This is a genomic window from Arthrobacter sp. SW1 (assembly GCF_001766675.1).
Lineage (GTDB): Bacteria > Actinomycetota > Actinomycetes > Actinomycetales > Micrococcaceae > Arthrobacter.
Genome location: NZ_MJLT01000056.1, coordinates 144,718 through 169,997 on the forward strand (window position 1 = coordinate 144,718; position 25,280 = coordinate 169,997).

A 25,280-nucleotide genomic window follows, 5' to 3' on the forward strand; every position below is an offset into this window, starting at 1 on the left:
GCCGGCCGGCTCCCGCGCTTTCGCCCGGGAGCCGGCCGGCTAGGGGAACCTGCCTTTAGGCGGGTTCGTCCGTCTTGGCGATGTACACATCGCAGGGAGCATTGTGCGCCACGGTGTTGGCGACGCTGCCCAGGATACGGCCGATGCCCTGCATGCGGCGGTTGCCCACCACGATCAGCTGGGCGCCGATGCGCTCGGCCTCCTTGACCAGGGCTTCGCCGGCACGGCCGCGGACGGCGCCGTAGCTGGTGGTCAGCTGTTCGCTTTCGAGTTCGCCTGCGATTCCGCGAGCAACCTTCTCAGCGGCATCCGCGTCGGAAAGAACCCACTTGTCAGCGCCGCTCTCAACGATTTCAACGCGGTCGCTTTCAAATGCCGTGACAACGCGCAGCTCCGCCTTCAGGGCCGTGGCCAGCCGCTTGGCCGACTCGGCCGCCCGACGTGCCGTTTCGCTGCCGTCGACGCCGACGAGGACTACACCGCTCATAGATCTGCTCCTTTGCTGGATCCTTTTTCAATTGCTTCCGCGAGTACTTTCGCGAGCCTCCGGACGCCTTCGGCAATAGTATCCGGAGGCACGGCGCTGAACGCCAACCGCAGCTTGTTCGACGGCCCGTCCGACGGCGTGAATGCCGCTCCCGGAATGAACACGACGCCGGCGTCGATCGCCTTCTGCAGCAGCGGGTAGGTGTCCACGCCTTCGGGCAGGGTCACCCAGACGAAGAAGCCGCCGTCGGGCCGGGTCCAGCTGAGGCCGGCCGGCATGTGCTCGTCCAGTGCGGCGAGCAGCGCCTGGCAGCGCTCCTGGTACAGCGCGCGGTAGGTTTCGATCTGTCCGCGCCAGTCGTAGTCGCGCAAGTAGGCGGAGACCAGCATCTGGTTCAGCGTCGGCGGGCAGAGGGTGACGGCCTCGGAGGCCAGATAGAAGCGGCGCTGGAGGTGCTCCGGAACGAGTGCCCAGCCGATCCGCAGGCCCGGGGCGAAGATCTTGGAGAACGAGCCCATGTAGATGACGTCGTGGGAGTTGTCGGCCCGCATCGGTTCCAGCGGACGGCCGTCGAAGCGCAGCAGTCCGTAGGGATTGTCTTCGAGCACCAGAATATTCGCCGCGCGGCATATATCGACGATGCGCTGGCGGCGGTCCTGGGCCAGGGTGATCCCGGAGGGGTTGTTGAAGTTGGGGATCGTGTAGAGGAACTTGATGTTCTTGCCCTCGGCCTGCAGGGCGGCAATCCGGGCTTCGAGCACCTCCGGGATGAGGCCGCTTTCGTCCATGTCCACGGTCTCCACCTGGACCTGGTAGGCCTCGAAGGTGTTCAGGGCGCCTACGTAGGTGGGGTTTTCGACGAGCACCACGTCGCCGGGGTTGCAGAAGACCTTGGTGGCTACGTCCTGGGCGGACTGGGAACCTGCGGTGATCACGACGTTTTCCGGCGTGGCATCCGTGATGCCTTCCGCGGCCATGATCTCGCAGATCTGTTCGCGGAGTTCTTCGGTGCCCTGGCCGCCGCCGTACTGCAGGGCGGTCATGCCTTCTTCGGCGATGATCCGCGCCGCGGTCTGGCCCAGCTTCTCCAGGGGCAGGGACTGCAGGTAGGGGTTTCCGCCGGCAAGGGACACAAGGCCCGGGCGCATCGAGATGTCGAAGACATCCCGGACTGCTGACTGCTTGATGTTGGCGGCGCGCTCCGAGAAGAGTTCCTCGTGGCGGTGGGCTGCGGTTGCAGCCCTCTCGATGGCATCGATCGCTTCGGCGGGCAGCTGGGGCCCGGCGTCCAGTGTTTCGTGGGTCACAGTGACAAGGATACTCCGGTGAGTTGCCAATTGGGCAACAGTTGTTTCTAAGACCGCATTAGTTCCCGACGGCGGTGTGAATGTCAGTGCCTCGGCGTAGCTTTGGCGTAGGCGACTTGGTGGTGGTTGATGGAACGTGGTGATGGCTGATGAAGCGAAGCGTGCAGTTCTGGCGGATCGAGCGGCTGAACGGTGACGAACTGCTGCGGCCGTTTCCCGCACGCCGGGTGGCGGAGGTTCTCCGGCAGGCGGAGGACGACGGCGTCGAGCGCCACTACTGGTGCACGGACGGGACTGTGCTGCTCGCCCAGGCGGCCGCCGTCGCGCCCGTTCCGGTGCTGCTGCTGGACCGCGTGCGGGGCGGGAACCTGCCGAGCGTCGGCGACAGTGCGGGCCGGCGGAAGCCGCTTCCTCTCGACGCCGGAGACCACCTTTTGGAGACCACGTACTTTGCGTTCCTGAAGCGGAACGTCCTGGCCGTACTGGGCAGCGGGAACGGGCCGCGTGCCGCACGGCTGGGGGAGTACCTCGGCGGGATGCTGGGCCTGGAGCCGGCGCTGGCCCCCGTGCTGCGGGAGGATGTCGAAGAGATCCTGGACCGCCTGGACGTCAGCCGTTTCGAATTCTCCCTGCCCGCCGGCCGGCTTTCCGGCAAGCTCATGGAGGGTGAATGGGCGGACGTCCTGGACAGCGCTTCGCGGCTCATGAGCGAGGGGACGTTCAAGGTCTCCCTCAGCGTGGGGCGCAGCGGCAATGCCAAGGATAAACAGCGGATCCGGGAACGTATCCAGCAGCTGATCGAGCTCTTCCGGCGTTCGGGCTCCATGGAGCAGTTCGACCATGTGGTGGCCGAAGGCCGGGACTCTGCCAGCGGGGACCGGGAAGTGGTGGACCTGCTGAGGGAGCGGTTCATCTCCTACGTGGATGTGGATGCCGGGATCTTCAACGACCCCGCCCGTGCCGCCGCCGAGGCCGTGGACATCCTCCGTAAGCAGGCCGCCAACCACGAAGCCTTCTTCGCCCGCACCCTGCCTGAGATCACCGGCTCGCCGGACAACTCCGTGGTTCCGGGGCTCGCCGCGGATGGCACGTCCCCCGGCGAGCGGGAACCGGCCGGGAGGGCGGCACGATGAGCCTGTACGAAGTGGGGATTTCCCGCCCGCGCCGGAACGCTTGGTGGCGCTGGTTCCTGGTGCATCCGCGGGCGGACCTGCTCTGGGCCGCAGCACTTGTCGGCATATGGCTGGTGGTTTCGGCTGTGCTGGGGCAGCCGCTGATGGTGGAGGATGTGGCGGAGGATTCCCGCAGGACCGTCTTCCAGACCCTCGCCACCCTGTCCGGTGCGGTGGCCGGCCTGATCCTCAGCAGCATCTCCATGCTGGTGAACGTGCTGGGCAAGAAGGCCCCGCCGGGGCAGCGGGCCTTGCCATTGGAGCGCCTGGCCCCGGACCATCGCCGGCAGATCGGTGAGGCGTTCCTCTCGGTCATTCCGGTCCTGGCGGTGCTTCTTGTTGCCGCGCTGGCCACGATCCTGGTGGAGGGTGATTCCGCCACGGGAATCTGGCCGCTGGAAGCAGTGGTGTTTACCTTCGGAGCCGCCGCGGCGCTGGGCCTCGTGCGGATGGCGTGGGCGTTGCGGCGGCTGATCGCGATCGCCACGTCATGAGGCGCGCTGCTCCAGCAGCTCCGTCAAGGGCCGTCCGCCGATCCGGATCTCCGCACGGACCGCCCCCGCGGCGGCGACGGCGGTCTGCGTGAGCTGGGCTTCGATCCTTGGACTGTCGCACACCCCGCCCTGGCGCAGCTCGCCGCTGAGATCGACTGTCACTACGCTGCCGTCCATGGTGCCCGAGACGAACGTCAGGGTCGACCCGGACAGGGCGTTGTACAGGCCGGAGCCGGCCGGGACGCTGTCCGGGCCGAGGAGCCTGGCCATCGCCGCCTCCAGCGGATCCTGCCGTGCAGCCGTCGGAGAAGGCGCAGTTTCCTGTCCGTCGGAACCGGCGCCGTGTGAAGAACCGGCATCCGGCGCAGCCCCGCCACCCGGCGCCGCTCCACCGTCCGGCGAAGAGCCGGCAACGGGGACGGCGACCAGGCTGTCATTGCAGCCAAAGCGCGCCCCGCGGCTGCCGCCGTCGTCGATCGCTACGAGGTAAATCGCCGGACCCGGGGCGAGGGCCTCATCCTCTGGAACACCGCCGTAGCCCCAGGGCGCGCCGCCGTCGGAGACCGGTTTGTCCGCGGTAGCCGCCGGCGCGGGTACAGGGCCGGGCGCCGGCGAGGGATCCGGGACAGGCGGCGCTGGTGCCGGACCCGGAGCGGTGCTGCTTGAATCCGTACTGCCCGGAGTCGGGCCCGGAAGCGGGGCGTCCGTTGGCGTGACCGGAGCGGTGGCCGGTGTCGTCAGAGCACCGCCGGCCCCGTGCAGCGGTTCAGTGCCGGAAAGCCTTCCCGCGCCGCCCCCGCCCGGCTCGGAGCCCGCTCCCGAACCGCCCGGGCCAGTCACTGAGCCATCAACCGCGGACCCGCCGCCAACGCCCGTGACCGTCACGGTCGGCGCCGACGCCACATCGGCGGAGGAAGCGCAGCCGGCGAGCCCGAGGATCAAGGCAATCGCGGCGCACAACGGAACAACCGCCGCAGGGCGTGTGAATCTGCGCCTGCCCGCCATGACAGCCCCCGTGCTCCAAGGCAGCGCCGTCCGGCGCGCCTGTCCCCGCCTCCTGCCTCAACCGTAAATCCGGCGCATCCCGCACGGAATCCCGCTGCGGTGACGGTTCTGCATCAGCTCCGTCACGGATTGGTAGCGGGTCCGGGCAAGGCGAAAGGCCCCGGTCCGGACGGAAAAATCCGTGCTGACCGCGGCCTTTCGAAGCAGCGGGAAGACTAGGCGGCGGTCTCTTCTTCGGACGCCTCTTCGGTGGCGGTCAGCGGCTCGAAGATGCCCTTGATCTGCTCAACGACCTCGGCGTCGTCCTTCGGGTGCAGCTCGGCGAAGCGGACCATGGAACCCGGAACAGCCAGCTTGACGTCCTCGAGCACCTTGGCGCCGGCGATGCCGACGGCCTTGCGGGCCTCGTCCTGTGCCCAGACGCCGCCGTACTGGCCGAAGGCGGTTCCGACGACGGCGGTCGGCTTGCCTGCGAGGGCACCTGCGCCGAAGGGGCGGGACAGCCAGTCGATGGCGTTCTTGAGGGAAGCCGGCATGGTGCCGTTGTGCTCCGGGGTGACCAGGAGGATGGTGTCGGCGTCAGCGGCGGCGGCACGGAGGGCTGCGGCTTCGGCCGGAACCTGGCCTTCGACGTCGATGTCTTCGTTGTAGAACGGGATGTTGCCCAGGGATTCGTGGATGCGGACCTCGACGCCTTCGGGGGCGTTCAGGGCGATGGCCTCGGCAAGCTTGCGGTTGTGGGAGTCGGCGCGAAGGCTGCCGACCAGGGCGAGGACGGTGTTCGTGGTCATGGGAACTCCTTGTTTCTGCCGGCAGCGGGGGCCGCCGGGTTTGGCTTCTGAGGCGTGTTTACTGCCTTCACCCAAGCTAAACGGACTGCGGTCCGCTTTGTATTCCCGTGACTAGAATATTTTTTGTGAGCCTCATCCCCATCCGGCCGGAAGGACCATCGGGGCCGCCCTCCGAGCGCAGCGACGCCGCCCGCAACCGGGAGCGGCTCCTCGAGGCCGCCCGGGACCTGGTTGCCGAGCACGGCGCCGACGCCCTCACCATGGACATGCTCGCCTGCCGCGCAAACGTGGGCAAGGGGACCGTTTTCCGCCGCTTCGGCAGCCGCGCCGGGCTCATGATGACCCTGCTCAGCGACGCCGAAGCGGAGTTCCAGCAACTGTTCATCTTCGGCCCGCCGCCGCTTGGCCCGGGCGCGCCTGCGGCGGAGCGGCTGATCGCTTTCGGTGAGGCGCGCATCGCCTATATCGACAGGAACGGCGAGCTCGCCCGGGCTGCGGAACACTCGCCCCATAACCGCCACGAAGCCCCGCCCGCGCAACTGTGGCACCGGCACATCGAGATGCTCCTGCGGGAGGCCGGCGTCGGCGATCCCTGGCTGACGGCGTCGTTCCTTCTCTCTGTCCTTGACCCCGAAAGGGTGCTGTACGCGCTGCGCACGCAAGGGGTTGAACTGGGGCGCCTGCAGGCGGGCTGGCGGGAATTTGCAGGCCGTCTCCTTGCCCGCCCGGACGCTCGAGACTGAACGTTTCCCCACGTCAGACGCCATAAATCGGCGCGGCTGTTTTATAACAATCCGGTAGTCGGACCCCACTTGACTTGGCGGAATGGCATTTTCCGTGCATCTCCATGTGATAGCTTCCTCTGGGATGTGATTCGAAGCACATCCTTCGAAGTTGATCCTTCATGATTGGAATGCACGTGGACGTTGTACAGCCATTGCCTGCCCGGCCCAGGGAATACTCCCGGACGCCGGGAGCCCGCACACCCCGGACCGGGCTGATCGCGGGCTAGGCACCCCATGCTCCGCTACCTGGGCAAACGCGCCCTCACGTACCTGGTGATGATCTTCCTGACCACCACCGCCGGATACTTCCTGGCCGTCAGCTCCCTCAAGCCAGCGCTGCTTGAACAGGAAAAGATCCCCCGGCCCACCCCCGAACAGGTGGCCAACTCTTTGCGGCTCCTGGGCCTTGATCCGAACCTCAGCCCTTGGGAACGCTACGTCCAGTGGCTGGGCGGCATCGTGACCCGTTGGGACTGGGGCCGCAGCCCCAACGGGGCCTACGTGAACGCCGAATTCGCGGACCGCGTGATGATTTCCACCCGGCTCTTCATCGCCTCGATCATCCTCACGCTCATCATCGGCGTGGCACTCGGCGTCTACTCCGCCGCCCGGCAGTACAAGTTCCAGGACCGCGCCATCACCTCGTACAGCTACTTGGTGTACATCCTGCCCGCCCCGATCGCCTACTTCCTGGTGCAGCTGGGCGCCATCGGCATCAACGACGCCGTGGGGGAGCGCATCTTCTTCGTGACGGGCATCTCGACGCCGGGAATCGAGCCGGGCTGGCCGGCCTTCGTTGACCTGATGGCCCACTACGCCGTGCCCACCTTCGCGATGACCGTGTTCGGTTGGGCGGGGTACCAGATCGCGCAGCGGCAGTACCTGCTGGACAACGTCAACGCCGACTTCGTCCGCACCGCCCGCGCCAAGGGCCTCACCCGGTACCAAGCCATCACCCGGCACGCCCTGCGGGTGTCCTTCATCCCCGTGGCGCAAACTATCGCCTTCGCCGTCCCCGCGATCTTCACCGGCGGCTTCTTCGCCGAGACCATCTTCGCGTGGCCCGGCGCCGGCCTCTGGAGCATCGACGCGATCGGCAAGCAGGACGTCAACGTGGCCACCGCCATGCTGGCCTACGGTTCGGTGATCTTCGCCATCGGCGCCATCCTGGCCGACTTCGCCACCACCCTGGTCGATCCGCGAGTGAGGGTCCAGTAATGACCAATCTGACTGACACCGTCGTCGAAATCGACGAGGCCAAGGCTGCCGACGTCGTCATAGGCAAGGGCCGCATCATCTTCCGCCGCTTCATGCGGAACAAGACCGCCGTCACCGGTCTGGCCGTCTTCCTGGCGCTGTTCGCCTTCTCCCTGTTCGGCGGCTTCCTCACAAGCTGGGACAAGGACACCATCGACCCCCTCAACATCGGCATGGGCCCCTCGCCCGAGCACCTGCTGGGCACCTCGCAGGCCGGCATCGACCTGCTGGCCCTGGTGGTCGAAGGCACCCGGGTCTCCATCCTCATCGGCCTGATCGTCGGCGGACTGTCCGTGCTGATCTCCGCGATCTACGGCTGCACCATGGCCTTCTTTGGCGGCAAGGTGGACTCGGTGATGCTCTTCATCCTCGAAGCGCTCATCATGATGCCCGCCATCCTGGTGGTGGCCGTCGCCACGAGCGGCGGAGGGCAGAGCCTCAAGGAACTGCCCAGCTGGCTGCTGCTGACCGCCGTCCTGCTGTTCTTCAGCTGGATGGGAACCGCCCGCCTGGTGCGCTCCCTGGCGATGTCCCTGATGCAACGCGATTACGTCAAGGCCGCCAAGTACATGGGCGTTCCGTCCATGACGATCGTGCGCCGCCACCTCGTCCCGAACATCGGCTCCCTGCTGGTGCTGGACTTCACCCGCGGCATCACCGGCGCCATCCTCGCCGAGGTCGCGTTCTCCTACATCGGCATCGGCATCAAGCTGCCGGACGTCAGCCTTGGCGTGCTGATCGGCGGGGCCACCGGGCAGGTGTCCTCCTTCCCGTGGATGTTCTGGGTGCCGCTCACGGTGATGTTCCTGCTGACCGGCTCGCTGGCCATGATGAACGACGGCCTCCGCGACGCGTTCGACCCCAGCTCCACCTCGATCGGCCGCGCCCGGACCACGAAGACGCTGAACGCAAAGAAGAAGAACAAATGAGCGAGCTTTCCACCCAAACCGGACCGACCGCCGTCGAACGCCAGACCGTCGAACGCCTCCGCGACGCCGGCATGTACGCCCCCGGTGATGCCGTCCTCAGCGTCCGGGACCTGAATGTCCGCTTCAACTCGGAGAATGGCGTGGTCCACGCGGTCCGCGGCGTCGACTTCGACCTCAAGGCCGGCAAGACCCTCGGCATCGTGGGCGAATCCGGCTCCGGCAAATCGGTCACGTCCATGGCGATCATGGGCCTGCTGCCCGAAACCGCGGACATCACCGGCTCGGTGCGTTTCAAGGGCCAGGAACTGCTGGGCCTGAGCGACAAGGCCATGTGCAAGCACCGCGGCAGCGACATCGCCATGGTGTTCCAGGACCCGCTGTCCTCCCTGACCCCGGTGTACACCGTGGGACACCAGATCATCGAGGCGCTCACGGTCCACAACCCGGGCATGAGCAGCAGGGCAAAGGAAGCCCGCGCCATCGAGCTCCTGCAGATGGTGGGCATCCCCAGCCCGCAGGCCCGCCTGAAGTCCTTCCCGCACGAGTTCTCCGGCGGGATGCGCCAGCGCGTGATGATCGCCATCGCTATCGCCAACGATCCGCGCGTGCTGATCGCGGACGAGCCGACGACGGCGCTGGACGTCACCATCCAGGCCCAGGTCCTGGAGGTGCTGCACGCCGCTCAGGAGGAGACCGGGGCCGCCGTCGTGATGATCACCCACGACCTTGGCGTGGTGGCCGGCATGGCGGACGACATCATGGTGATGTACGCCGGCAAGCCGGTGGAGACCGGCGCTGTGGAGGACATCTACTACCGCCCGCGCATGCCGTACACCATGGGCCTGCTGGGCGCCGTGCCGCGCGTGGATTCTGCCCAGAAGAGTTCCTTGGTGCCGATCGAGGGCACTCCGCCGAACCTCATCAAGCCGGTGACTGGCTGCTCCTTCGCCGACCGCTGCCCGCTGGTCACGGACGAATGCCGCGCCGCGGAACCGGAGCTGCTGTCCGTCGTCGACGGCGGTGCCCCCGCCAGCACAGCCGGCAGCGGCGACGGCGGCCACCGCGCCGCCTGCATCAAGAGCGGCGCGCTGCTGGACGTGGACGCGCACAGCATCTTCCACGCCCCACCGGTTCCGGTGTCCAAGTTCGACGGCGTCCCCCGGGATGAGCGGTCTGCGGTCCTGGAGCTCAAGGACGTGAAGAAGCATTTCCCGCTGCTGAAAGGTTCCCTTTTCAAGCGGCGCATCGGCACGGTCAAGGCCGTGGACGGGCTGAGCTTCGATATCCGCGAGGGCGAATGCCTGTCGATCGTGGGCGAGTCCGGCTGCGGCAAGACCACCACGCTCCTGGAAATCATGGAGTTCCACCCGGAGCAGGTGGGCGAGGTGGTGATCGGCGGCGTCAGCAACAAGGCCGCCACGGACGGCAAGACCAAACAGGCCATGCGCAAGGAAATGCAGATGGTCTTCCAGGACCCCACGGGTGCCCTCGACCCGCGCTTCACGGTCTACGAAGTCCTGGCCGAGCCGCTGGAAAACCTGGGCTACCCCAAGGACGCCATCCGCAAGCGGATCATGGAGCTGATGAAGCTGGTGGGCCTGCAGCCCGACCACGTGAACCGCTTCCCCAACCAGTTCTCCGGCGGCCAGCGCCAGCGCATCGGCATTGCCCGCGCGCTCGCGGTGAACCCCAAGCTGGTGGTGCTGGACGAGCCGGTGTCCGCCCTGGACGTCTCGGTGCAGGCCGGCGTCATCAACCTGCTGGACCAGCTCCGCGCGGAACTCGGCCTGAGCTACCTCATGGTGGCGCACGACCTCTCCGTGGTGCGGCACATCTCCAACCGCGTGGCCGTGATGTACCTGGGCAAGATCGTGGAAATGGGCGATGTGGACCAGGTCTTCGACAACCCGCGCCACCCGTACACCCGCGCGCTGCTCTCCGCCATCCCGGTCCCGGATCCAGAGCTGGAACGGACCCGCGAGCGGATCATCCTGCAGGGCGACCTGCCCACTCCCTTGGACGCCCCCAAGGGCTGCAACTTTGCCACCCGTTGCCCCGTCTTCGCCGCCCTCCCGAAGGCGAAGCAGGAAAAGTGCCTCACGCTCGAACCGCCGCTTGCGGCGGAAGCTTCCGCGGCGGAAGGCGCGACGGCGGGTGGAAGGGTTCCGGAGGAAGCGCAGCAGTTCGCGTGCTTCTTCCCGGACGGCGAGATCGACGCCGACATGCTCGTGGTGCATGCCTGACAGGGAAACCACGGCTTCAAAACTTCATTCGCAAGCCATTCACGGCAAACACAACACCGTATTGAAGGGGAACACCATGAAGAAGTACCTGGCCATCAGCGGCGTGGCAATCGCCTCGGCGCTGATGCTGACCGCATGCGGCGGCGGCTCGTCGTCGTCCGGCCCTGAGACCCAAAAGGCACAGTCCGCCGGCGGCGACATCAGCAAGCTCATCAGCATCAACGAGAAGGACCCGAAAGACCTGGAGCAGGGCGGCACGCTGACCCTCGCCCTGGGCAACATCGGCCCGGACTTCAACGGCTTCTCCAACGTAGGCAACAGCTCCGACAACACCGCGCTGCACCGTCCGATCGACGGTGCCGGTACCTGGGGTTGCTGGAACTTCGACTTCGACGGCACCGCGACGCCGAACAAGGACTTCTGCGAGACCGTCAAGAGCGAGGTCAAGGACGGCAAGCAGACCATCACCATCAAGGTCAACGACAAGGCGACCTTCAACGACGGCACCCCGATCGACGTCAAGACCTTCGAAAACACCTGGAAGATGCTCCAGGGCAAGGACAAGGCGATCGACATCGTGTCCTCCGGCGCCTACGAGTTCGTGGACTCGGTCAAGGCCGGCGCCAATGACAAGGAAGTCATTGTCACCACCACCCAGCCCGTGTACCCGCTGGACGCCCTCTTCACCGGCCTCATCCACCCCAAGGTGAACAGCGCCGAGGTCTTTAACAACGGCTTCACCGGCAACATGCACCCCGAATGGATGGCCGGCCCGTTCAAGGTGGAGAACTACGACTCCGCCGCCAAGACCGTGGTCATCGTGCCCAACGACAAGTGGTGGGGCGCCAAGCCCGTGCTCTCCAAGGTGATCTTCCGCCAGATGGAACCGAGCGCAACCATCGCCGCCTTCAAGAACGGCGAAATCGACGCTACCAGCGGCCGCACCCTGACCCGCTACAAGCAGTTGGACGGCACCAAGGACGCGGACATCCGCCGCGGCCAGCGCCTCTTCGCCGGCGGCCTGAACCTGAACGCCAAGCGCGCCTCCCTCACCGACGTCGCCGTCCGCAAGGCCGTCTTCGCCGCCGTGGACCGCGAAGCCATCCGCAAGGTGCGCTTCGGCGGCCTGAACTGGGAAGAGGAGAGCTCGGGATCCATGATGCTGATGCCGTTCTCCAAGAACTACCAGGACAACTACCCGGTCAAGGAAAGCGGCCCCGAAGCCGCCAAGAAGATCCTCACGGACGCCGGCTACACGCTGAACAGCAAGGGCATCATGGAGAAGGACGGCAAGCCGGTGGCCTTCAAGATCACCAACTTCGGTGACGACCCCACCTCGCTGGCCACCACCCAGACCCTGCAGAAGCAGCTCCAGGCCGCCGGCATGGATGTGGGAATCGACCAGAAGGGCGACGGCGAATTCGGCAAGGTTGTCGGCTCCCGCGAGTTCGACATGACCATCTCCGGCTACACCGTCGGCTCCGACGCTACGGACGCCGTGAAGCAGTACTACGACTCCAAGACCAACGAAAACGGCCTGGGCGACGCCGAGCTCGACGCCGAGATCGCCAAGCTGTCCAGCATCGAGGACAACGCCGAGCGCAACAAGGCCGCCATGGAGGTCGAGAAGAAGCACATGGCCAAGTACTACTCCATGGGCGTCGTCATGAACGGCCCGGAAATCCAGTTCGTCCGCAAGGGCCTGGCCAACTACGGCCCGTCCCTGTTCAAGAGCCTGTCCAACGTTCCGGACTGGACCACCATCGGCTGGGAAAAGAAGTAACAACCACCGCTGACTGAAGGCCGGCACCCGCGGAAGATCCTGCGGGTGCCGGCTTTTTCTGTTCCTCCCGCACCGGCCCGCCCGCGGGTAGCCTTGGCAGCATGACCGCCGCTTCCCATGCCCCCATCCGCGCCGCCGTCGCCGGTTATGGCCTTTCCGGCAGCGTCTTCCACGCGCCGTTCCTTGCCGCTGACCCGGCGTATTCGCTGGACGCCATCTCCACCTCGGACGCCGGCCGCCGCGCCGCTGCGGCGGAGCGCTATCCCGGGGTGCGGCTCGTGGACCGGCCGGAGGACATCCTCGCGCTCGCCGGTGAACTGGAGCTGATCGTCCTCGGCACGCCGCCGGCAAGCCACTACCCGCTCGCGAAAGCCGCGCTGGAAGCCGGGCTCGACGTCGTCGTCGACAAACCGTTCGCCGTGCATAGCGCGCAGGCGCGGGAGCTGATCGAGCTGGCGGAGCGGCTGGGGCGGGTGCTCACCGTCTACCAGAACCGCCGCTGGGACGGCGACGCGCTCACCGTGAAGAAGCTGCTCGACGGCGGCGTGCTGGGCGAGGTGCTGCGCTTCGAGAGTTCCATGGAGCGGTGGGCGCCGCAGATCAGCAAGGCGTGGAAGGCCGGCGCGGGCGTGGACGACGGCGGCGGGGTGCTGTTCGACCTCGGCACCCACGTGCTGGACCTGGCCGTGCAGCTGCTGGGGCCGGCGACTGTTAGCTACGCGGAGATCGCGGCCCGCCGCCCGCAGGAACGCGCCGATGACGACGTCTTCCTTGTGCTGCGGCACGAATCCGGCGTGCTCAGCCACCATTCGCTGAACCTGAGCAGCCGCCTGCACGCACCGCGCTTCCGGGTCCTGGGCGGCGAGGCCGGTTTCGTGAAGTACGGGATCGACCCGCAGGAACCGTACATCCTGGGCGGCGGCCTGCCCACGGACCCCGCGTACGGCCTGGACTCGCGGGAGCACTACGGCATCCTGGAGCGCGACGGCGTCCGCACCCCGGTGCCCACCGAACGTGGCGCGTACCAGGAGTTCTACCGGATCCTGGCCGAAAAGATCGCCGACGGCGGCGCCTCCTCCGCGCTGCCCCTCCCGGTGGATCCGGCGGACTCGGCCGCGGTGCTGGAACTGATCGAACAGGCCCGGAAACTGGCCGCCTGAGATTTTTTTGAGGAAGGTGTAACTTTTCCGCGACCCCTGGCGATGTAGGAAGAGTGCGGGCAACGCCCCGCCCCCTGAACCACCGGCAGCCCCCCGTTGCTGCCGGAGCAGAAGCTACACGTTAGTCGGAGGGTCTCATGTCCTTGTTTACTGTCCTTGGTACCAGCAAAGTAGCGGCCGGAATCCTCGCCGCCGGCGCCCTGACCGTGGGCGGCTCCGGTGCCGCTGCGTTCGCCGGTGCGCTTCCCGCCAATCTCCAGCAGAAGGCCCACGAACTGGTGGGTGCCCCGGCTCCGTCGCTGCCTGAAGTCGCCGTGCCGGATGTTGCCGCTCCGGATGTTCCCGCCGAGGCTGACGCTGCGAAGACTGAGGCACTTGGCGCGGTCGAGGGTGCGAAGGCCGAAGCCCAGGGTGCTGTTGAGGGCGCCAAGGCCAAGGCCGCCGAGGCCAAGGAAGCCCTTGAAGCGAAGATCGCCGACGCCGTGGCGGACGCCAAGGAGAAGGCTGCCGACGTGACCCTTCCCGAGTCCTTCGGCCTCTGCAAGGCCCTGCTGAGCGACGGCCTGAGCGCCGAAGCCAAGGTTGCAGGCTATGAGTCCCTGGCCGTCACCCTTGGTGGCGAAGGCAAGGTTGAGGCGCACTGCGAGCAGCTGGTTGCCGACGTCGAAACCGAGCTTAACGGTTCCGCATCTGCGTCCGCCGACGCCGGTGCTGACGCCGCTGTTCCTGCTGTGCCTGCGGTTCCGGCCGGGCCGGAACTGCCTGCTGTTCCGGCGGTACCCGCCGTTCCGGCCGCTCCCGCTGAGCTGCCTGCCGCCGTCGACGGACTGCTCGATTCCGTCCGCCCGTAAGGCTGTGGCTACCCTTTAAAGCCGCGGGGTTCCCTGTGTTCGGGCGGGGAGCCCCGCATTTTCTTGCAACAAACCGCAGCGCCGACGCTTCCACGCGGGAAGGTCGCGCCGCTGCGTGGGATGGAGGGCCGCGGGTGCTGGACCCTTTGGCTGACGAATACACGGAGACGGTCGGGGAAGACCCTGCGCTGTTCTTTACTGCTGCCTACAACAGCTATTCCGGCCAGGTCCTCGGATACCTCCGCGCCCGCGGCGTCCACGATCCCGAAGCGGTCATGCAGGACGTCTTCCTTGCCCTGTATCCGAAGATTCCCACCCTCGAAGGCGGGCTCGCCGGGGCCAAGTCCCTGCTCTTCACTATCGCGCACGCGCGGCTGGTGGACCACTACCGCAAGCGCGAACGGGAACCGGCGCTCAGCAGCTTCGAACCGGAGACGGACATCCGGCGTGAGCCCTCCGCAGAGGCGCAGGCGCTGGGACATGGCGGAATTGCGGCGACCGAACTGTTGGAAGGCCTCCGGGACGACTACCGCGAGGTACTGGCCCTGCGCGTTGTTGCAGATCTTTCCCTTGAAGAAACGGCGGCCGTCATGGGCAGGACGCAAGGCGCCGTGAAGCAATTGCAGCGCAGGGCCCTCCACGCACTCCGGGAGTGCGCCTCAGGAAGGAATGGCAGATCATGAGCGAACAAGCCGCCCGCGGCAGCGCAACGGGCATCGACAAGCTGCTCGCCGAAGCCGGACTTGAGGACGCCGCCGATATCCGCGCCGAACTCATCGAACTCCGGGCCCTTGGAGCGGACCGCCCCGAACCGTCCGAGGCCCTCCGCGCCCTGATGGTGCCGGGCGCTTCGCTTGCCTCCGGCGTGGCTCCTGCGCCCGTTGACGAACTGCCCGCCCGCCGCAGGAAGCGCCGCCTGGCGGTGACCGCCGTCGCCGTGGCCGCTTCCCTCGCCGCCGGGGCCACCGCCGCAGCAGCGTCCGACGGCGGGATCCCCGGAACCTTGAACCAGCTGGGTTCTGCGGTGGGCACCGCCGTCTCGAAATTGTTCCCCGCGCCGCAGCCGGCGCCGCCGGTTGAGCCAGAGGTTCCCGCGCCGTCACCCAGTCCTGCGCCTGCCACGACGCCTGTGCCTTCGCCGTCTCCCGAAACGGTGACGCCCGGTGCCGGATCTCCTGCGCCGGTTCCGGTGAGCCCGAAGCCTTCCGGGATTCCTGCGCCTCCGAGTCCGGAGCTGCCCGCGCTTCCCTCGGACCGCATCGTCGAACTGCCCGTACGTGTGCCGCTGCCCTCCTTGCCGGCACCGTCACCCTCGCCTTCGTTGCCGGAGTTGCCGACGGCGCGTTGAGCCGGGCATGGTGCGGCCGTCACTCGGCCGTTCGCCGGTTCCGGCCGGATTGACCCCCAGGGATTCCGGCCGGAATTGAAGACTCGTGCCGGGGAATCTGCGAACGTACTAACCGTCAACAGTGTTAGCTGCCAGCCGTTGGGCTGGGCCCGGGATATTCAGAAGGGTGGCGGCTTGTTGGCGGTATCGCCCGGCGGTCCGCCAACGGTGGTGGTTGCCGGGGTGGGTGGCTTGTCTGTGTAGTTCCGGCCGGTGGGGCTGGTCCATTGCAGGGTTCCGTTGCCGGTTTGTTTGACGGTCCAGCGTGAGTGGTGTTTGAGGACGTGGTGCCGGCGGCAGAGCGCTGCAAGGTTCCCGGTGTCGGTGGGTCCGCCGCGGGCAGCATCGTGGGTGTGGTCCAGGTCGAGATCCCGGGTCGGGATGCCGCAGCCGGGAAAACGGCAGCGCGAATCCCTCGCCGAAAGAAGGCGTTTGAGGTCTTCGCCGGGCCGGTACCGGTCCACGGCCAGCACGGCACCGCTCACCGGATCGGTGAGGACCCGGTTCCAGGCAGTGGCTTTGCCGGCGAGGTGTTTGGCGGTGGCGGGGTCGATGGGGTGGCGGCCGCTCAGTTCGGCCGAAGCACCGCTAAGGAGGCCTTTCGTCCGACGCTTTCCGGACCGCGAAAACTTGCCACCCATCAGCGTCAACACCGGCACCGTGACATCCACCCGGGCCGTGATCGCCGCCAGCAACCTGTCCGGAGTGTCGTGCCCGGTAGGTGCGCCGCTGAGGAGCAGGTCTGCGAAGAGATCAGCTCGCAACTGGTCCATGGTGCGGGAATCCCCGGCAGCCGTGCTTGCAGCTGTGCCCAGCGCAGCGGCCGGTCCTGTTTCTTTTCCGGCCAGTTCCGTGTGCTTCTTGGCCATCTGGGTCAACCGGTCGTGGATCCCGTACGCCACCGCGGCGGGAAGGGTCGCGGCGAGTTCGGCCATGCCATCCGGCAACGGGTTCACCCGCACACACCGCCCCGCCACAGCCCGCTCGTGCCGGACTACCAACGCCTCCGGGTGGGCTTTCTCTGCTTCGCGGGCCGCGAGCCGCCGCAAACGGTTCGGCGCCTGCTTCTCGGCGCAGGGCAGCACCGCCGCCTCAAAGCCAGCCAGGGTCTCGGGGTCTTCCAGGGAGGTTCCGGCGTCCTGGATCACCCGGGCGTGGGTAATGCTGATCCGCCCGTCCGCCAAAGCGTGGAACGTGCCGGGGAAACGGCCCAGCAACTCCAAGGCCTGGCCCATCTGGCGCTGCACCACCCGGTCACTCATCCGCGTCGCCGCGGCGATCTCCGCCGCCACCGCACGCTGCGCCAACTCCACCGCACCCAAACCAGCCACACCTGCGGCACCCGGTCCGGGTCCGCCGTCGGCCATCACCTCCGCGACCCTCGCCGCGACCGCAAGCGTGTACTCACGGAACGCCTGCAAACTCGCCATCACAGCCTCAACATGCTGCAAAGTCGAGACCAGATTGTCCAAGGCCACGGCAGGATCAAACACCGCATCACCCTGCGGCGCATCGTCCAAAACCGTGTTGGCCTCCATGAACCAATCCAAGCAGCAGGCTCAGACATTTAAACCCCGACGGCGGGTCCCCGGCCCGCCGAAGCGAAAGCCGGGAACCCGCCGTCGGGCGGTATTAATGCAGTACTAACCGGAAGGCTAGGCCGAAACCAGTTCGTGCCAGTCGGCCACCAGCGGCAGGCCGTGGGCCTCGGACACGGAGTGGTGTGCCACGTGGCCGGCGGCGATGTTGAGGCCGGCCGCGAGGGCGGGGTCGCGGTCGAAGGCGGCCTTGACGCCCAGGTTGGCCAGGGCCACCGCGTAGCGCAGGGTGACGTTGGTCAGCGCGTAGGTGGAGGTGTTCGGCACGGCGCCGGGCATGTTGGCCACGCAGTAGAAGATGGAGTTGTGCACCTTGTAGGTGGGTTCCTGGTGCGTGGTGGGGTGGGTGTCGGCGAAGCAGCCGCCCTGGTCCACGGCGATGTCCACCAGCACGGAGCCCGGCTTCATGCGGGACACGAGCTCGTTGGAGACCAGCTTGGGAGCCTTGGCGCCCGGGATCAGCACGGAACCGATCACCAGGTCGGCGTCGACAACGGCCTTCTCGATCTCGTAGGAGTTGGAGGCGACGGTCTTCAGGCGGCCCTGGTACTGGGCATCCAGTTCGCGCAGGCGGTTGATGTTGATGTCCATGATGGTCACGTCCGCGCCGAGGCCCAGGGCCATGGCGGCGGCGTTGGTGCCCGCCACGCCCGCGCCCAGCACCACGACCTTCGCCGGGCGCACGCCCGGGACGCCGCCCAGTAGCACGCCCTTGCCGCCAGCCGGAGCCATCAGTGAGTTGGCGCCCACCTGCACGGAGAGTCGGCCGGCAACCTCGGACATCGGAGCGAGCAGCGGCAGTGCACGGCCGTCCTGCACGGTCTCGTAGGCGATCGCGGTGACGCCGGAGTTGATGAGCTCCTTGGTCAGTTCCGGCTCGGCGGCCAGGTGCAGGTAGGTGAAGAGGATCAGGCCCTTGCGGAAGCGGTGGTATTCGGCGGCAATGGGTTCCTTGACCTTCATGACCATGTCGGCGCGGGCCCACACGTCGTCGGCGTCGGCAACGATCTCGGCACCGGCAATGGCGTATTCCTCATCGGTGATGCCCGAGCCCAGGCCTGCGCCACGCTCCACCAGCACGGTGTGGCCGTGGGTGCGGAACTCGTGAACTCCGGCCGCAGTGATGGCTACACGGAATTCGTTGTTCTTGATCTCTTTGGGGACACCGATGATCATTTTGGGCTCCATTGTCGAAAGGCTTGGTAGGCCTTTGTGCGGTGGGGGACTGTGATTCCAGAATAGGTCCGCTGTGAGCCACCAGACAGGAAAGCGTCCGACGGCGGCCGGCGACTTCCGCGTGATTCAGCGGTTTTTGCGAAACTCGGCTCGACAAATGTCGAGTGAGCGGGCGGCAGGTGTCGCCTGTTGTTGGTGCGGCGGCTGTGGCCGTTGGAGGCTCCGATGGAACCGATGTTTCAAGCATGATTCAGGCCGTGATGTTTGTGCCACATCGATGAAACCAAGCTTCCCTATCGTGGATGGCCAGTCCCCTGCGCCTACCAGTACCTGTGCCGCCGTTCCGGCCTGTGTTACCCATGACCAGCGTCCCCACGATTGGACCCTTCCCATGAAATCCACCCCAACTCCGGCATCCTCCGCCCCGAAACCGCTCCATAAGTCCCTCTTCCTGCAGATCCTGATCGCAGTGGTGGCGGGCGTCCTGATCGGCCACTTCTGGCCCGGGCTCGGCTCCGCGCTGCGTCCCTTGGGCGACGGCTTCATCCAGCTGATCAAGATGATCATCGCCCCGCTGGTCTTCCTGGTGATCGTCACGGGCATCGCCGCGGTTGGGGACGTCAAGGCGGTGGGCCGGGTGGGCGTGAAGGCGCTCATCTACTTCACGGCGGCTACCTCGTTCGCGCTGGCATTCGGCCTGCTGGTGGGCAACCTGGTCCAGCCGGGTGCGGGGCTCAACATCGACCCCAACTCCCTCAACCAGGACGCCCTGGCCGCCAAGACCAGCACCGCCCCTCCCAAGGATGTGGGCCAGTTCCTGCTCGGCATCATCCCGAGCAGCGTGGTGGGCGCCTTCGCCAACAACAGCCTGCTGCAAGTGCTGTGCTTCGCCATCTTCTTCGGATCCGCCGTGGTGGTGATCGGCAAGGAACGCTGCGCCCCGGTGATCACGCTCATGGAGACGGTCCTGGAGATCTTCTTCAAGATCATGGCCTGGGTCATGAAGGTGGCGCCGGTCGGCGCGTTCGGAGCCATGGCGTTCATCATCGGCCAGTACGGCCTCGACTCCCTGGGCACCTACGCCGTGTTGATCGCCGCCTGCTACGGCGCCGCCGTCGTGTTCATCGCCCTGCTGTTCGTGGTCGCCTGGAGCGTGGCCCGCGTCCCGCTGTGGCAGTTCATGAAGTACACCCGTGAAGAATTCCTCCTGGCGCTGGGCACGGCGTCCACCGAATCCGTGATGCCGCGCATCATGACCAAACTGGCCAACGCGGGATGTTCGCGCAGCACCACCGGCCTGGTCATCCCCACCGGCTACTCCTTCAACCTGGACGGCGCCGCGATCTACCTGTCCATTTCGCTGCTCTTCCTGGCCCAGGCGTTCGGCCACCAGCTCGACCTCGGCCAGCAGCTCGTCGCCCTCGGCGTCCTGATGCTCACCTCCAAGGGCATGGCCGGCGTGCCCGGCTCGGCGTTCCTCGCCCTCTCCGCCACGGCCGGTGCCTTGGGCATCTTCCCGGTGGCCGGCGTCGCGCTCTTGCTGGGCGCGGACCGCCTGATGGACTCCATGCGCGTGGTGGTGAACCTGCTCGGCAACTGCGTGGCGACATTCGTGGTGGCCAAGTGGGAAGGGCAGTTCGACCGTGAAGCCATGCTCCGGGCCTTCCGCGGCGAGCCCGGCCCCAGCGCGGGCGCCGTCAGCGAAGCGGAAGCGGTGCCCGCCCGGCAGTAGTCTTGCTGCATGCAGCAGGACGTGGAACAGCTGGTGGAGGACGTGGCCCTGAAGCTTGGCCGCGGCCTGTCACTCGAGGACCTCGACGGCGTATTGCTCGCCTACAGCTCCAACCAGTCCCACGCCGACCGCGTCCGCGTGAACTTCCTCCTCAGCAAGAAGGTTCCGGCGGACGTCAGCGCCTGGCAGCTCTCGCACGGGATCGCGACGGCGGTGCGCCCCGTGGTGATCCCGGCCAACGATGAGCTCGGCATGCTCGGCCGCGTCTGCGTTCCGCTGCTGGTGCGCGGTTTCCGGGTGGGGTACCTCTGGGTGCAGCAGGACCTTGAGGAGCAGAGCGCGACGGCGATCCTCGCCCAGCTGCCCGGCGTCCGGGACGAACTGGACCTGCTGGCCGGGCTGCTGCTGGAATCCAACACCGCAGAATCCGAATTCCGGCGCCGCCGCGAACGTGAGTTCCTGGCCGCCTGCGAGTGCGAATCGAACGCGCTCGCCGCGGTGGCCGGCTGGAAGGAAATCCAGGGCAAAGCCCCGTGGCAGCTGGTGGTGGTGCTCGACGCCGGAGGGGGCGACGGCGTCGGCGATCCCCTGGCGGCCACGCTCATCCACCGCACGGCCGCGCTGCAGTCCTCCATCGGCGTCGACTCCGTGCTGTTCAGTGCCGGAACTGAAACGCACGCCGTGATGCTGTTCCGGGAAACCGCGGGCCGGGCCGTGCACGCCCAGGTGCTGGTGCATTACCAGCTGGAACTGGCCAAGCGCGCCGGCCGCGCGGTGGAGCGGGTCATCCTCGGCATCAGCGAACCGCTGCAGGTGATCCGCGGTCTCGGCCCCGCCTACCGGCAGGCGAAGCTCGCGGCGCAGGCGGCCGCCGTCGAGCCCCGGCTGGGCGAACTGGTGGACAGCCGCTCCGCCGGGGTCTACCAGATGTTCGACCGGCTGACGGCGCCCGGCGGCTGGGATGACCACGGCTCGGTGCGGTTTGCCGAACTGGAAGCCGCGGACCGGAACGGGGAACTGCTGCCTGTGCTTGAACTGCTGTACGACAGCGACGGCTCGGTCCAGGAAGTCGCCAAGGAACTGCACCTGCACCGCAGCAGCATCTACAACCGGCTGGGCCGCATCCGCCAGCTGATCGGCGTCGACCCGCTCAACGGATCCGTCCGGCTGGAACTGCACGCGGCGCTCAAGGCGCGGAGGTGGGCGGCGCGGCCGCGGATCTGAGCGTTTCCGGGGATCTGAGGATTTAGCTGTCCGCGGGGTCGCGGAGCGGGATCTCGCCGACGTCCGGCTTGGCGGCGCGGCGGCGGGCGAGCTTGTGGTCAACCCAGAACGCCACGGCCACGAAGGCCACGCAGGCGAACATGAAATCGGCTACGAAATTCAGCCCCATCAGGGAGCCCAAGGGTGCGGCAATGGCCATGGCCGCCAGGCCCGCCAAGATATGCCATCCCTTGAAATTTCGCACGGATTAAGGTTAGCGCCGGGCGTGGCGGGCAACCGCCGCTTCAGCGCGATTGTTGCTTGATCCTTATCACCTTGTCATGTGCGTGCCGGCGGGCGTCATGCTTCGCCGTCGGCGTCTTCTGCCGCGTCCGTGGCGGCTTTCCGGGCTTTCTGGGTCTCGAGCCAGGCCATGATGTCGCTGAGCCGGATGCGCCGGTGCGTGCCGCGGTACTCCACGGGGATCTCGCCGCGGTCGGTCATATTCCGCAGGTACGTGTGCGAGATGCCCGCCAGCTCCGCCGCCTGGGAGGTGGTGAGCATTTCCTCGACGCTGCTGACGCTCACCGCTTCGCCGCGGCTGAGCCTCTGCAGCATGTCGACGACGGCGTCCCTCGCCTGGGCGGGCAGCCGGTGGACCGTGCCGTCCACGAACACGGTGATGTCCTTGCTGTCCTGCTCGCCCTCGCCGTGGAGTGAGCGGGCCAGGCTTCGGGCGTCCTCGGCGGGCAGGCCGGGAGTGATGCGGGGAGCTCTCAATGCCATGGCAGAAGCCTAATGGTCGGGAAGGCGTTGCTTTGTCCTGTGCCAACTCGGCGAGGGAGAGCCCGATGAAACTCCGCTGAAATTCTTCGTTGACACCTCCGACTAACGCGCGTAACCTGAATCACACCTTCGCAGGTAACGCGCGTTAGCTACGAGGGCCGGAACATCAGTCAGGGCAAGCGGAAGCATTGTTCAACGAAGAGCAAACGGAGCATTCAATGGCGAGGAGCACCGCCGAGGGCAAGGCGCCCGGCAAGGCCGCAAAGGCCCCCAAAGCCGGCAAAACAGCCCCGAAGCCTGCTGCCACCACCCGGCAGCGCGGGGTCACCATGACCGACGTCGCCAAGCACGCGGGAGTTTCCCGCACCACCGTCTCCTTCGTCCTGAGCAACCGCGAGAACGCGGGGATCTCCGAAGAAACCCGCAACCGCATCGCCCAGGCCGTCCAGGAACTCGGCTACCGGCCCAACGCCGGCGCCCGGGCCCTGGCCTCCCAGCGCAGCGATTGGTACGGAATCGTCACCGAGATCGTCACGGCCCCGTTCGCCGTCGACATCATCAAGGGCGCCCAGGACCAGGCCTGGCTGGACCGCCGCTTCCTGCTCATCGCGCCCTCCGACCAGGCCGATGCGCACGGCCCCAACCAGGGGCTGGAAGACGCCGCGATCGAAAAGCTGCTGGAACAACGCGTCGAGGGGCTGCTGTACGCGGCCACCTATCACCGCGGCGTGCACGTTCCGGAAAGCGCCAACGAAGTGCCCACCGTCCTGATCAACTGCTTCGACGCCGACGGCAAACTGCCGTCCATCGTCCCGGACGAACGCGCCGGAGGGCGGGTCGCCGTCGAACGCCTGCTCCAGGCAGGCCACCGGCGGATCGGCATCATCAACCTGGACCCGGACATCCCCGCCGCGATCGGCCGTTTGGAGGGCGCCCGCGAAGCGCTCGCCGCGGCCGGGCGGGAACTGGATCCGGAACTCGTCGTCTCGGGACACGCGACGGCGGACGGCGGCTATGCGGCCGCCTGCACCATTCTTGACCGGTACAAGGAGGGGGAGGGCCGGCCGACTGCCCTGTTCTGCCTCAACGACCGGATGGCGATGGGCGCGTACGACGCCATCAAGGAACGGGGCCTGACCATCCCCGGAGACATCGCCGTGATCGGCTTCGACAACCAGGAATTGATTGCGGCCTACCTCAGGCCCAAGCTCACCACGGTTGCGTTGCCCTTCGAAGAAATGGGGGCCCTGGGAGTCCGGACGCTCGCAGCCCTCACAGCAGGACAGCCGATCGCTGCCGACCAGCAGCTGGTCGACTGTCCGCTGCTTGAACGTTCTTCAGTCTGACCGCGAAATCACCACTGAAGATCTGCCCCACCCCACCTTTCAGCAAGATAGGAATGAGATAACCATCATGACACAATCCCGGTTTCTGAGGTCTGCGCGCATCACCGCCGCCGGCCTGGCAGTGGGGGCGTTGCTCCTCACCGGTTGCTCGGCCACGGCAAACAAGCCGGCAGAGTCCTCCTCATCCTCCGCGAACCAGAACGCCCTGCTCACCATTCCGCGCGAAGACATGGGCACGTTCATCCGCAACTTCAACCCGTTCGCCCCCACCGTGAACCCGATGGTCCAGCAGTCCATCTACGAATCCCTGCTGATCTTCAACCCGGCCAATGGCGAGACCACGCCGTGGCTCGCCACCGAATGGGACGTCGCCAAGGACGGCAAGTCCATCACCTTCACCCTGCGCGACGGCGTGAAGTGGTCCGACGGCAAGCCGCTCGTCGCCGAGGACGTGGCCTACACCTTCCAGCTGCAGAAGAAGATCAAGGGCGGCTACGAGTACCTCAAGGCCGTCACTCCCGAGGGGACGAACAAGGTCACCTTCAGCTTCAACACGCCGTGGTCGCCGGCCCTGTACGACGTCGGACAGCTCACCATCCTGCCCAAGCACATCTGGTCCGCGCTCAAGGACCCGGAGAAGGACACCAACGCCAAGCCCGTGGGCACCGGCCCGTACACCGAGGTGGAATCCTTCCAGGCCCAGTCCTTCGTGCTGAAGAAGAACCCCAACTACTGGCAGCCGGACAAGCAGAAGATCGCCGGCATCAAGATGCTCGCCTTCGCCGGCAACGACGGTGCCAACCTGGCCGCCGCGAACGGCGACGTGGACTGGGCCCCGCAGTTCATCCCGAACATCGAAAAGACCTTCATCTCCAAGGACAAGGAACACCGCCACTACTGGTTCCCGCCCACGGGCGCCATGATCAACTGGCAGCTCAACACCACCAAGGCGCCGTTCAACGATCCCAAGGTCCGCAAGGCCCTCAGCATGGCCGTGGACCGGGACCAGGTCACCAAGATCGGCATGAGCGGCTACGCCCAGCCAGCAGACTGCACCGGCCTCTCCGGCAACTACGAAAGCTGGAAGAACCCGGCCGTCAAGGACAACTGCAGCTGGACCAAGCTCAACGTGGAGGAAGCCAACAAACTCCTGGACGAGGCCGGTTACGCCAAGGGTGCCGACGGAAAGCGCACCCTCAAGGACGGCAAGCCCTTCGAGTTCAAGATCTCCGTGGGCGCCACCTCCTCCGACTGGCTGTCCGTGGCGAACGTGATCTCCCAGAACCTGCAGGCCGTGGGCGTCACCGCCAAGGTGGATTCCCCGGACTGGGCTGCCGTGGTGGCCGGCTATGAGCAGGGCACCTTTGATTCCGGCATCGTCTGGAGCGCCAACGATCCCAGCCCGTACAAGTACTTCAACACCTCCATGGGCACCGCCACGGTCAAGCCCGTGGGCACCAAGACCTTCGACAACTACCACCGCTTCGGTGACCCCAAGGCCGACGCCCTGCTCAAGGAATTCGTGGCCGCCGGCGACGAAGCCAAGCAGAAGGACATCGCGTACAAGCTCCAGGAGGAGTACAACGAGGTCGCCCCGCTGGTGCCGCTGTTCTCCGGCCCGGAATGGGGTGCCTACACGGACAGCCGCTTCACCGGCTGGCCCACCCAGGACAATCCGTACGCCACACTCTCGGTCCGCGCACCCACCACGGTGCTGGTCCTGACCACGCTGGAACCGCGCAAGTAGCGCTCCCGCAGGCCCACCAACGGGCGTGCCCGGCGCCGGAT

23 protein-coding genes are annotated in these 25,280 nt (G+C 66.9%); 15 read left to right on the forward strand and 8 right to left on the reverse strand.

Features of this window, described 5'->3' with window-relative positions; genetic code table 11:
* Positions 1 to 55: 55 nt before the first annotated feature.
* Positions 56 to 487 carry a universal stress protein gene (locus BIU82_RS16715; RefSeq protein ID WP_070350578.1) on the reverse strand — a complete coding sequence of 144 codons (432 nt, stop codon included), beginning with the start codon at positions 485 to 487 and terminating at the stop codon, positions 56 to 58.
* Positions 484 to 1,794, reverse strand: a complete 1,311-nt coding sequence (locus BIU82_RS16720; protein WP_070350579.1) for a PLP-dependent aminotransferase family protein — start codon at positions 1,792 to 1,794, stop codon at positions 484 to 486. Before BIU82_RS16720 ends, BIU82_RS16715 begins: the two co-directional genes overlap by 4 nt.
* A 149-nt stretch (positions 1,795 to 1,943) precedes the next feature.
* On the opposite strand from BIU82_RS16720, the gene BIU82_RS16725 reads away from it, so the two are divergent.
* Both BIU82_RS16725 and BIU82_RS16730 read left to right on the forward strand, forming a co-directional pair.
* Positions 1,944 to 2,927 (forward strand): hypothetical protein, encoded by a 984-nt coding sequence (locus BIU82_RS16725; RefSeq protein ID WP_253182821.1) that lies wholly within the window; start codon positions 1,944 to 1,946, stop codon positions 2,925 to 2,927.
* Complete coding sequence (locus tag BIU82_RS16730) at positions 2,924 to 3,460, forward strand: hypothetical protein (protein ID WP_070350581.1); 537 nt, start codon at positions 2,924 to 2,926, stop codon at positions 3,458 to 3,460. Before BIU82_RS16725 ends, BIU82_RS16730 begins: the two co-directional genes overlap by 4 nt.
* Here BIU82_RS16730 and BIU82_RS20075 read toward each other — a convergent pair.
* Positions 3,455 to 4,300 carry a GerMN domain-containing protein gene (locus BIU82_RS20075; RefSeq protein ID WP_253182822.1) on the reverse strand — a complete coding sequence of 282 codons (846 nt, stop codon included), beginning with the start codon at positions 4,298 to 4,300 and terminating at the stop codon, positions 3,455 to 3,457. The genes BIU82_RS16730 and BIU82_RS20075 overlap by 6 nt on opposite strands.
* A gap of 380 nt (positions 4,301 to 4,680) precedes the next feature.
* Positions 4,681 to 5,256, reverse strand: a complete 576-nt coding sequence (locus BIU82_RS16740) for an NAD(P)H-dependent oxidoreductase (RefSeq protein ID WP_070350582.1) — start codon at positions 5,254 to 5,256, stop codon at positions 4,681 to 4,683.
* 125 nt (positions 5,257 to 5,381) lie between these two features.
* Here BIU82_RS16740 and BIU82_RS16745 point away from each other — a divergent pair, with 125 nt between their 5' ends.
* The 9 genes from BIU82_RS16745 to BIU82_RS16785 all read left to right on the forward strand — a co-directional run bounded on the left by BIU82_RS16745 (position 5,382) and on the right by BIU82_RS16785 (position 15,612).
* The gene (locus BIU82_RS16745) at positions 5,382 to 5,999 is read left to right on the forward strand and encodes a TetR/AcrR family transcriptional regulator (RefSeq protein ID WP_070350583.1); all 618 of its coding nucleotides are present in this window, start codon (positions 5,382 to 5,384) and stop codon (positions 5,997 to 5,999) included.
* Between the two features lie 276 nt (positions 6,000 to 6,275).
* The gene (locus BIU82_RS16750) at positions 6,276 to 7,259 is read left to right on the forward strand and encodes an ABC transporter permease (RefSeq protein WP_070350584.1); all 984 of its coding nucleotides are present in this window, start codon (positions 6,276 to 6,278) and stop codon (positions 7,257 to 7,259) included.
* Positions 7,259 to 8,227, forward strand: coding sequence for an ABC transporter permease (locus BIU82_RS16755; RefSeq protein ID WP_070350585.1), 969 nt, complete (start codon positions 7,259 to 7,261; stop codon positions 8,225 to 8,227). Before BIU82_RS16750 ends, BIU82_RS16755 begins: the two co-directional genes overlap by 1 nt.
* On the forward strand, positions 8,224 to 10,470 hold the full coding sequence (locus BIU82_RS16760; RefSeq protein ID WP_070350586.1) for an ABC transporter ATP-binding protein: 2,247 nt from the start codon (positions 8,224 to 8,226) through the stop codon (positions 10,468 to 10,470). Before BIU82_RS16755 ends, BIU82_RS16760 begins: the two co-directional genes overlap by 4 nt.
* A gap of 76 nt (positions 10,471 to 10,546) precedes the next feature.
* Complete coding sequence (locus BIU82_RS16765) at positions 10,547 to 12,253, forward strand: ABC transporter family substrate-binding protein (protein ID WP_070350587.1); 1,707 nt, start codon at positions 10,547 to 10,549, stop codon at positions 12,251 to 12,253.
* Positions 12,254 to 12,354: 101 nt separating this feature from the next.
* Positions 12,355 to 13,413 (forward strand): Gfo/Idh/MocA family oxidoreductase, encoded by a 1,059-nt coding sequence (locus BIU82_RS16770; protein ID WP_070350588.1) that lies wholly within the window; start codon positions 12,355 to 12,357, stop codon positions 13,411 to 13,413.
* Positions 13,414 to 13,550: 137 nt separating this feature from the next.
* A complete protein-coding gene (locus BIU82_RS16775) occupies positions 13,551 to 14,264 on the forward strand; it encodes a hypothetical protein (RefSeq protein ID WP_070350589.1) in 714 nt (237 codons plus the stop codon).
* A 134-nt stretch (positions 14,265 to 14,398) separates the two neighbouring features.
* On the forward strand, positions 14,399 to 14,947 hold the full coding sequence (locus BIU82_RS16780) for an RNA polymerase sigma factor (protein ID WP_070350590.1): 549 nt from the start codon (positions 14,399 to 14,401) through the stop codon (positions 14,945 to 14,947).
* Positions 14,944 to 15,612: a hypothetical protein gene (locus tag BIU82_RS16785; protein ID WP_070350591.1), complete on the forward strand. Its 669-nt coding sequence runs from the start codon at positions 14,944 to 14,946 to the stop codon at positions 15,610 to 15,612. The genes BIU82_RS16780 and BIU82_RS16785 overlap by 4 nt, the downstream gene beginning before the upstream one ends.
* Positions 15,613 to 15,770: 158 nt before the next feature.
* On the opposite strand, the gene BIU82_RS16790 is transcribed toward BIU82_RS16785, so the two are convergent.
* Positions 15,771 to 17,189 carry an HNH endonuclease signature motif containing protein gene (locus BIU82_RS16790; RefSeq protein WP_083292399.1) on the reverse strand — a complete coding sequence of 473 codons (1,419 nt, stop codon included), beginning with the start codon at positions 17,187 to 17,189 and terminating at the stop codon, positions 15,771 to 15,773.
* 117 nt (positions 17,190 to 17,306) lie between these two features.
* Positions 17,307 to 18,425, reverse strand: a complete 1,119-nt coding sequence (ald, locus tag BIU82_RS16795) for an alanine dehydrogenase (RefSeq protein WP_070350592.1) — start codon at positions 18,423 to 18,425, stop codon at positions 17,307 to 17,309.
* Positions 18,426 to 18,816: 391 nt separating this feature from the next.
* On the opposite strand from ald, the gene BIU82_RS16800 reads away from it, so the two are divergent.
* The gene (locus BIU82_RS16800) at positions 18,817 to 20,157 is read left to right on the forward strand and encodes a cation:dicarboxylase symporter family transporter (RefSeq protein ID WP_070350593.1); all 1,341 of its coding nucleotides are present in this window, start codon (positions 18,817 to 18,819) and stop codon (positions 20,155 to 20,157) included.
* A 9-nt stretch (positions 20,158 to 20,166) separates the two neighbouring features.
* Positions 20,167 to 21,381 (forward strand): helix-turn-helix domain-containing protein, encoded by a 1,215-nt coding sequence (locus BIU82_RS16805; RefSeq protein WP_070350594.1) that lies wholly within the window; start codon positions 20,167 to 20,169, stop codon positions 21,379 to 21,381.
* 22 nt (positions 21,382 to 21,403) lie between these two features.
* Here the strand turns inward: BIU82_RS16805 and BIU82_RS16810 are convergent, their stop codons facing one another.
* Together BIU82_RS16810 and BIU82_RS16815 are read right to left on the reverse strand one after the other, a co-directional pair.
* The gene (locus BIU82_RS16810; RefSeq protein WP_070350595.1) at positions 21,404 to 21,625 is read right to left on the reverse strand and encodes a hypothetical protein; all 222 of its coding nucleotides are present in this window, start codon (positions 21,623 to 21,625) and stop codon (positions 21,404 to 21,406) included.
* 95 nt (positions 21,626 to 21,720) lie between these two features.
* Positions 21,721 to 22,146 (reverse strand): helix-turn-helix domain-containing protein, encoded by a 426-nt coding sequence (locus BIU82_RS16815; protein WP_070350596.1) that lies wholly within the window; start codon positions 22,144 to 22,146, stop codon positions 21,721 to 21,723.
* Positions 22,147 to 22,475: 329 nt separating this feature from the next.
* Here BIU82_RS16815 and BIU82_RS16820 point away from each other — a divergent pair, with 329 nt between their 5' ends.
* Both BIU82_RS16820 and BIU82_RS16825 read left to right on the forward strand, forming a co-directional pair.
* Positions 22,476 to 23,492: a LacI family DNA-binding transcriptional regulator gene (locus BIU82_RS16820; RefSeq protein ID WP_070350641.1), complete on the forward strand. Its 1,017-nt coding sequence runs from the start codon at positions 22,476 to 22,478 to the stop codon at positions 23,490 to 23,492.
* Between the two features lie 67 nt (positions 23,493 to 23,559).
* Positions 23,560 to 25,239 carry an ABC transporter substrate-binding protein gene (locus BIU82_RS16825; RefSeq protein WP_070350597.1) on the forward strand — a complete coding sequence of 560 codons (1,680 nt, stop codon included), beginning with the start codon at positions 23,560 to 23,562 and terminating at the stop codon, positions 25,237 to 25,239.
* The last annotated feature ends 41 nt before the right edge of the window (positions 25,240 to 25,280 follow it).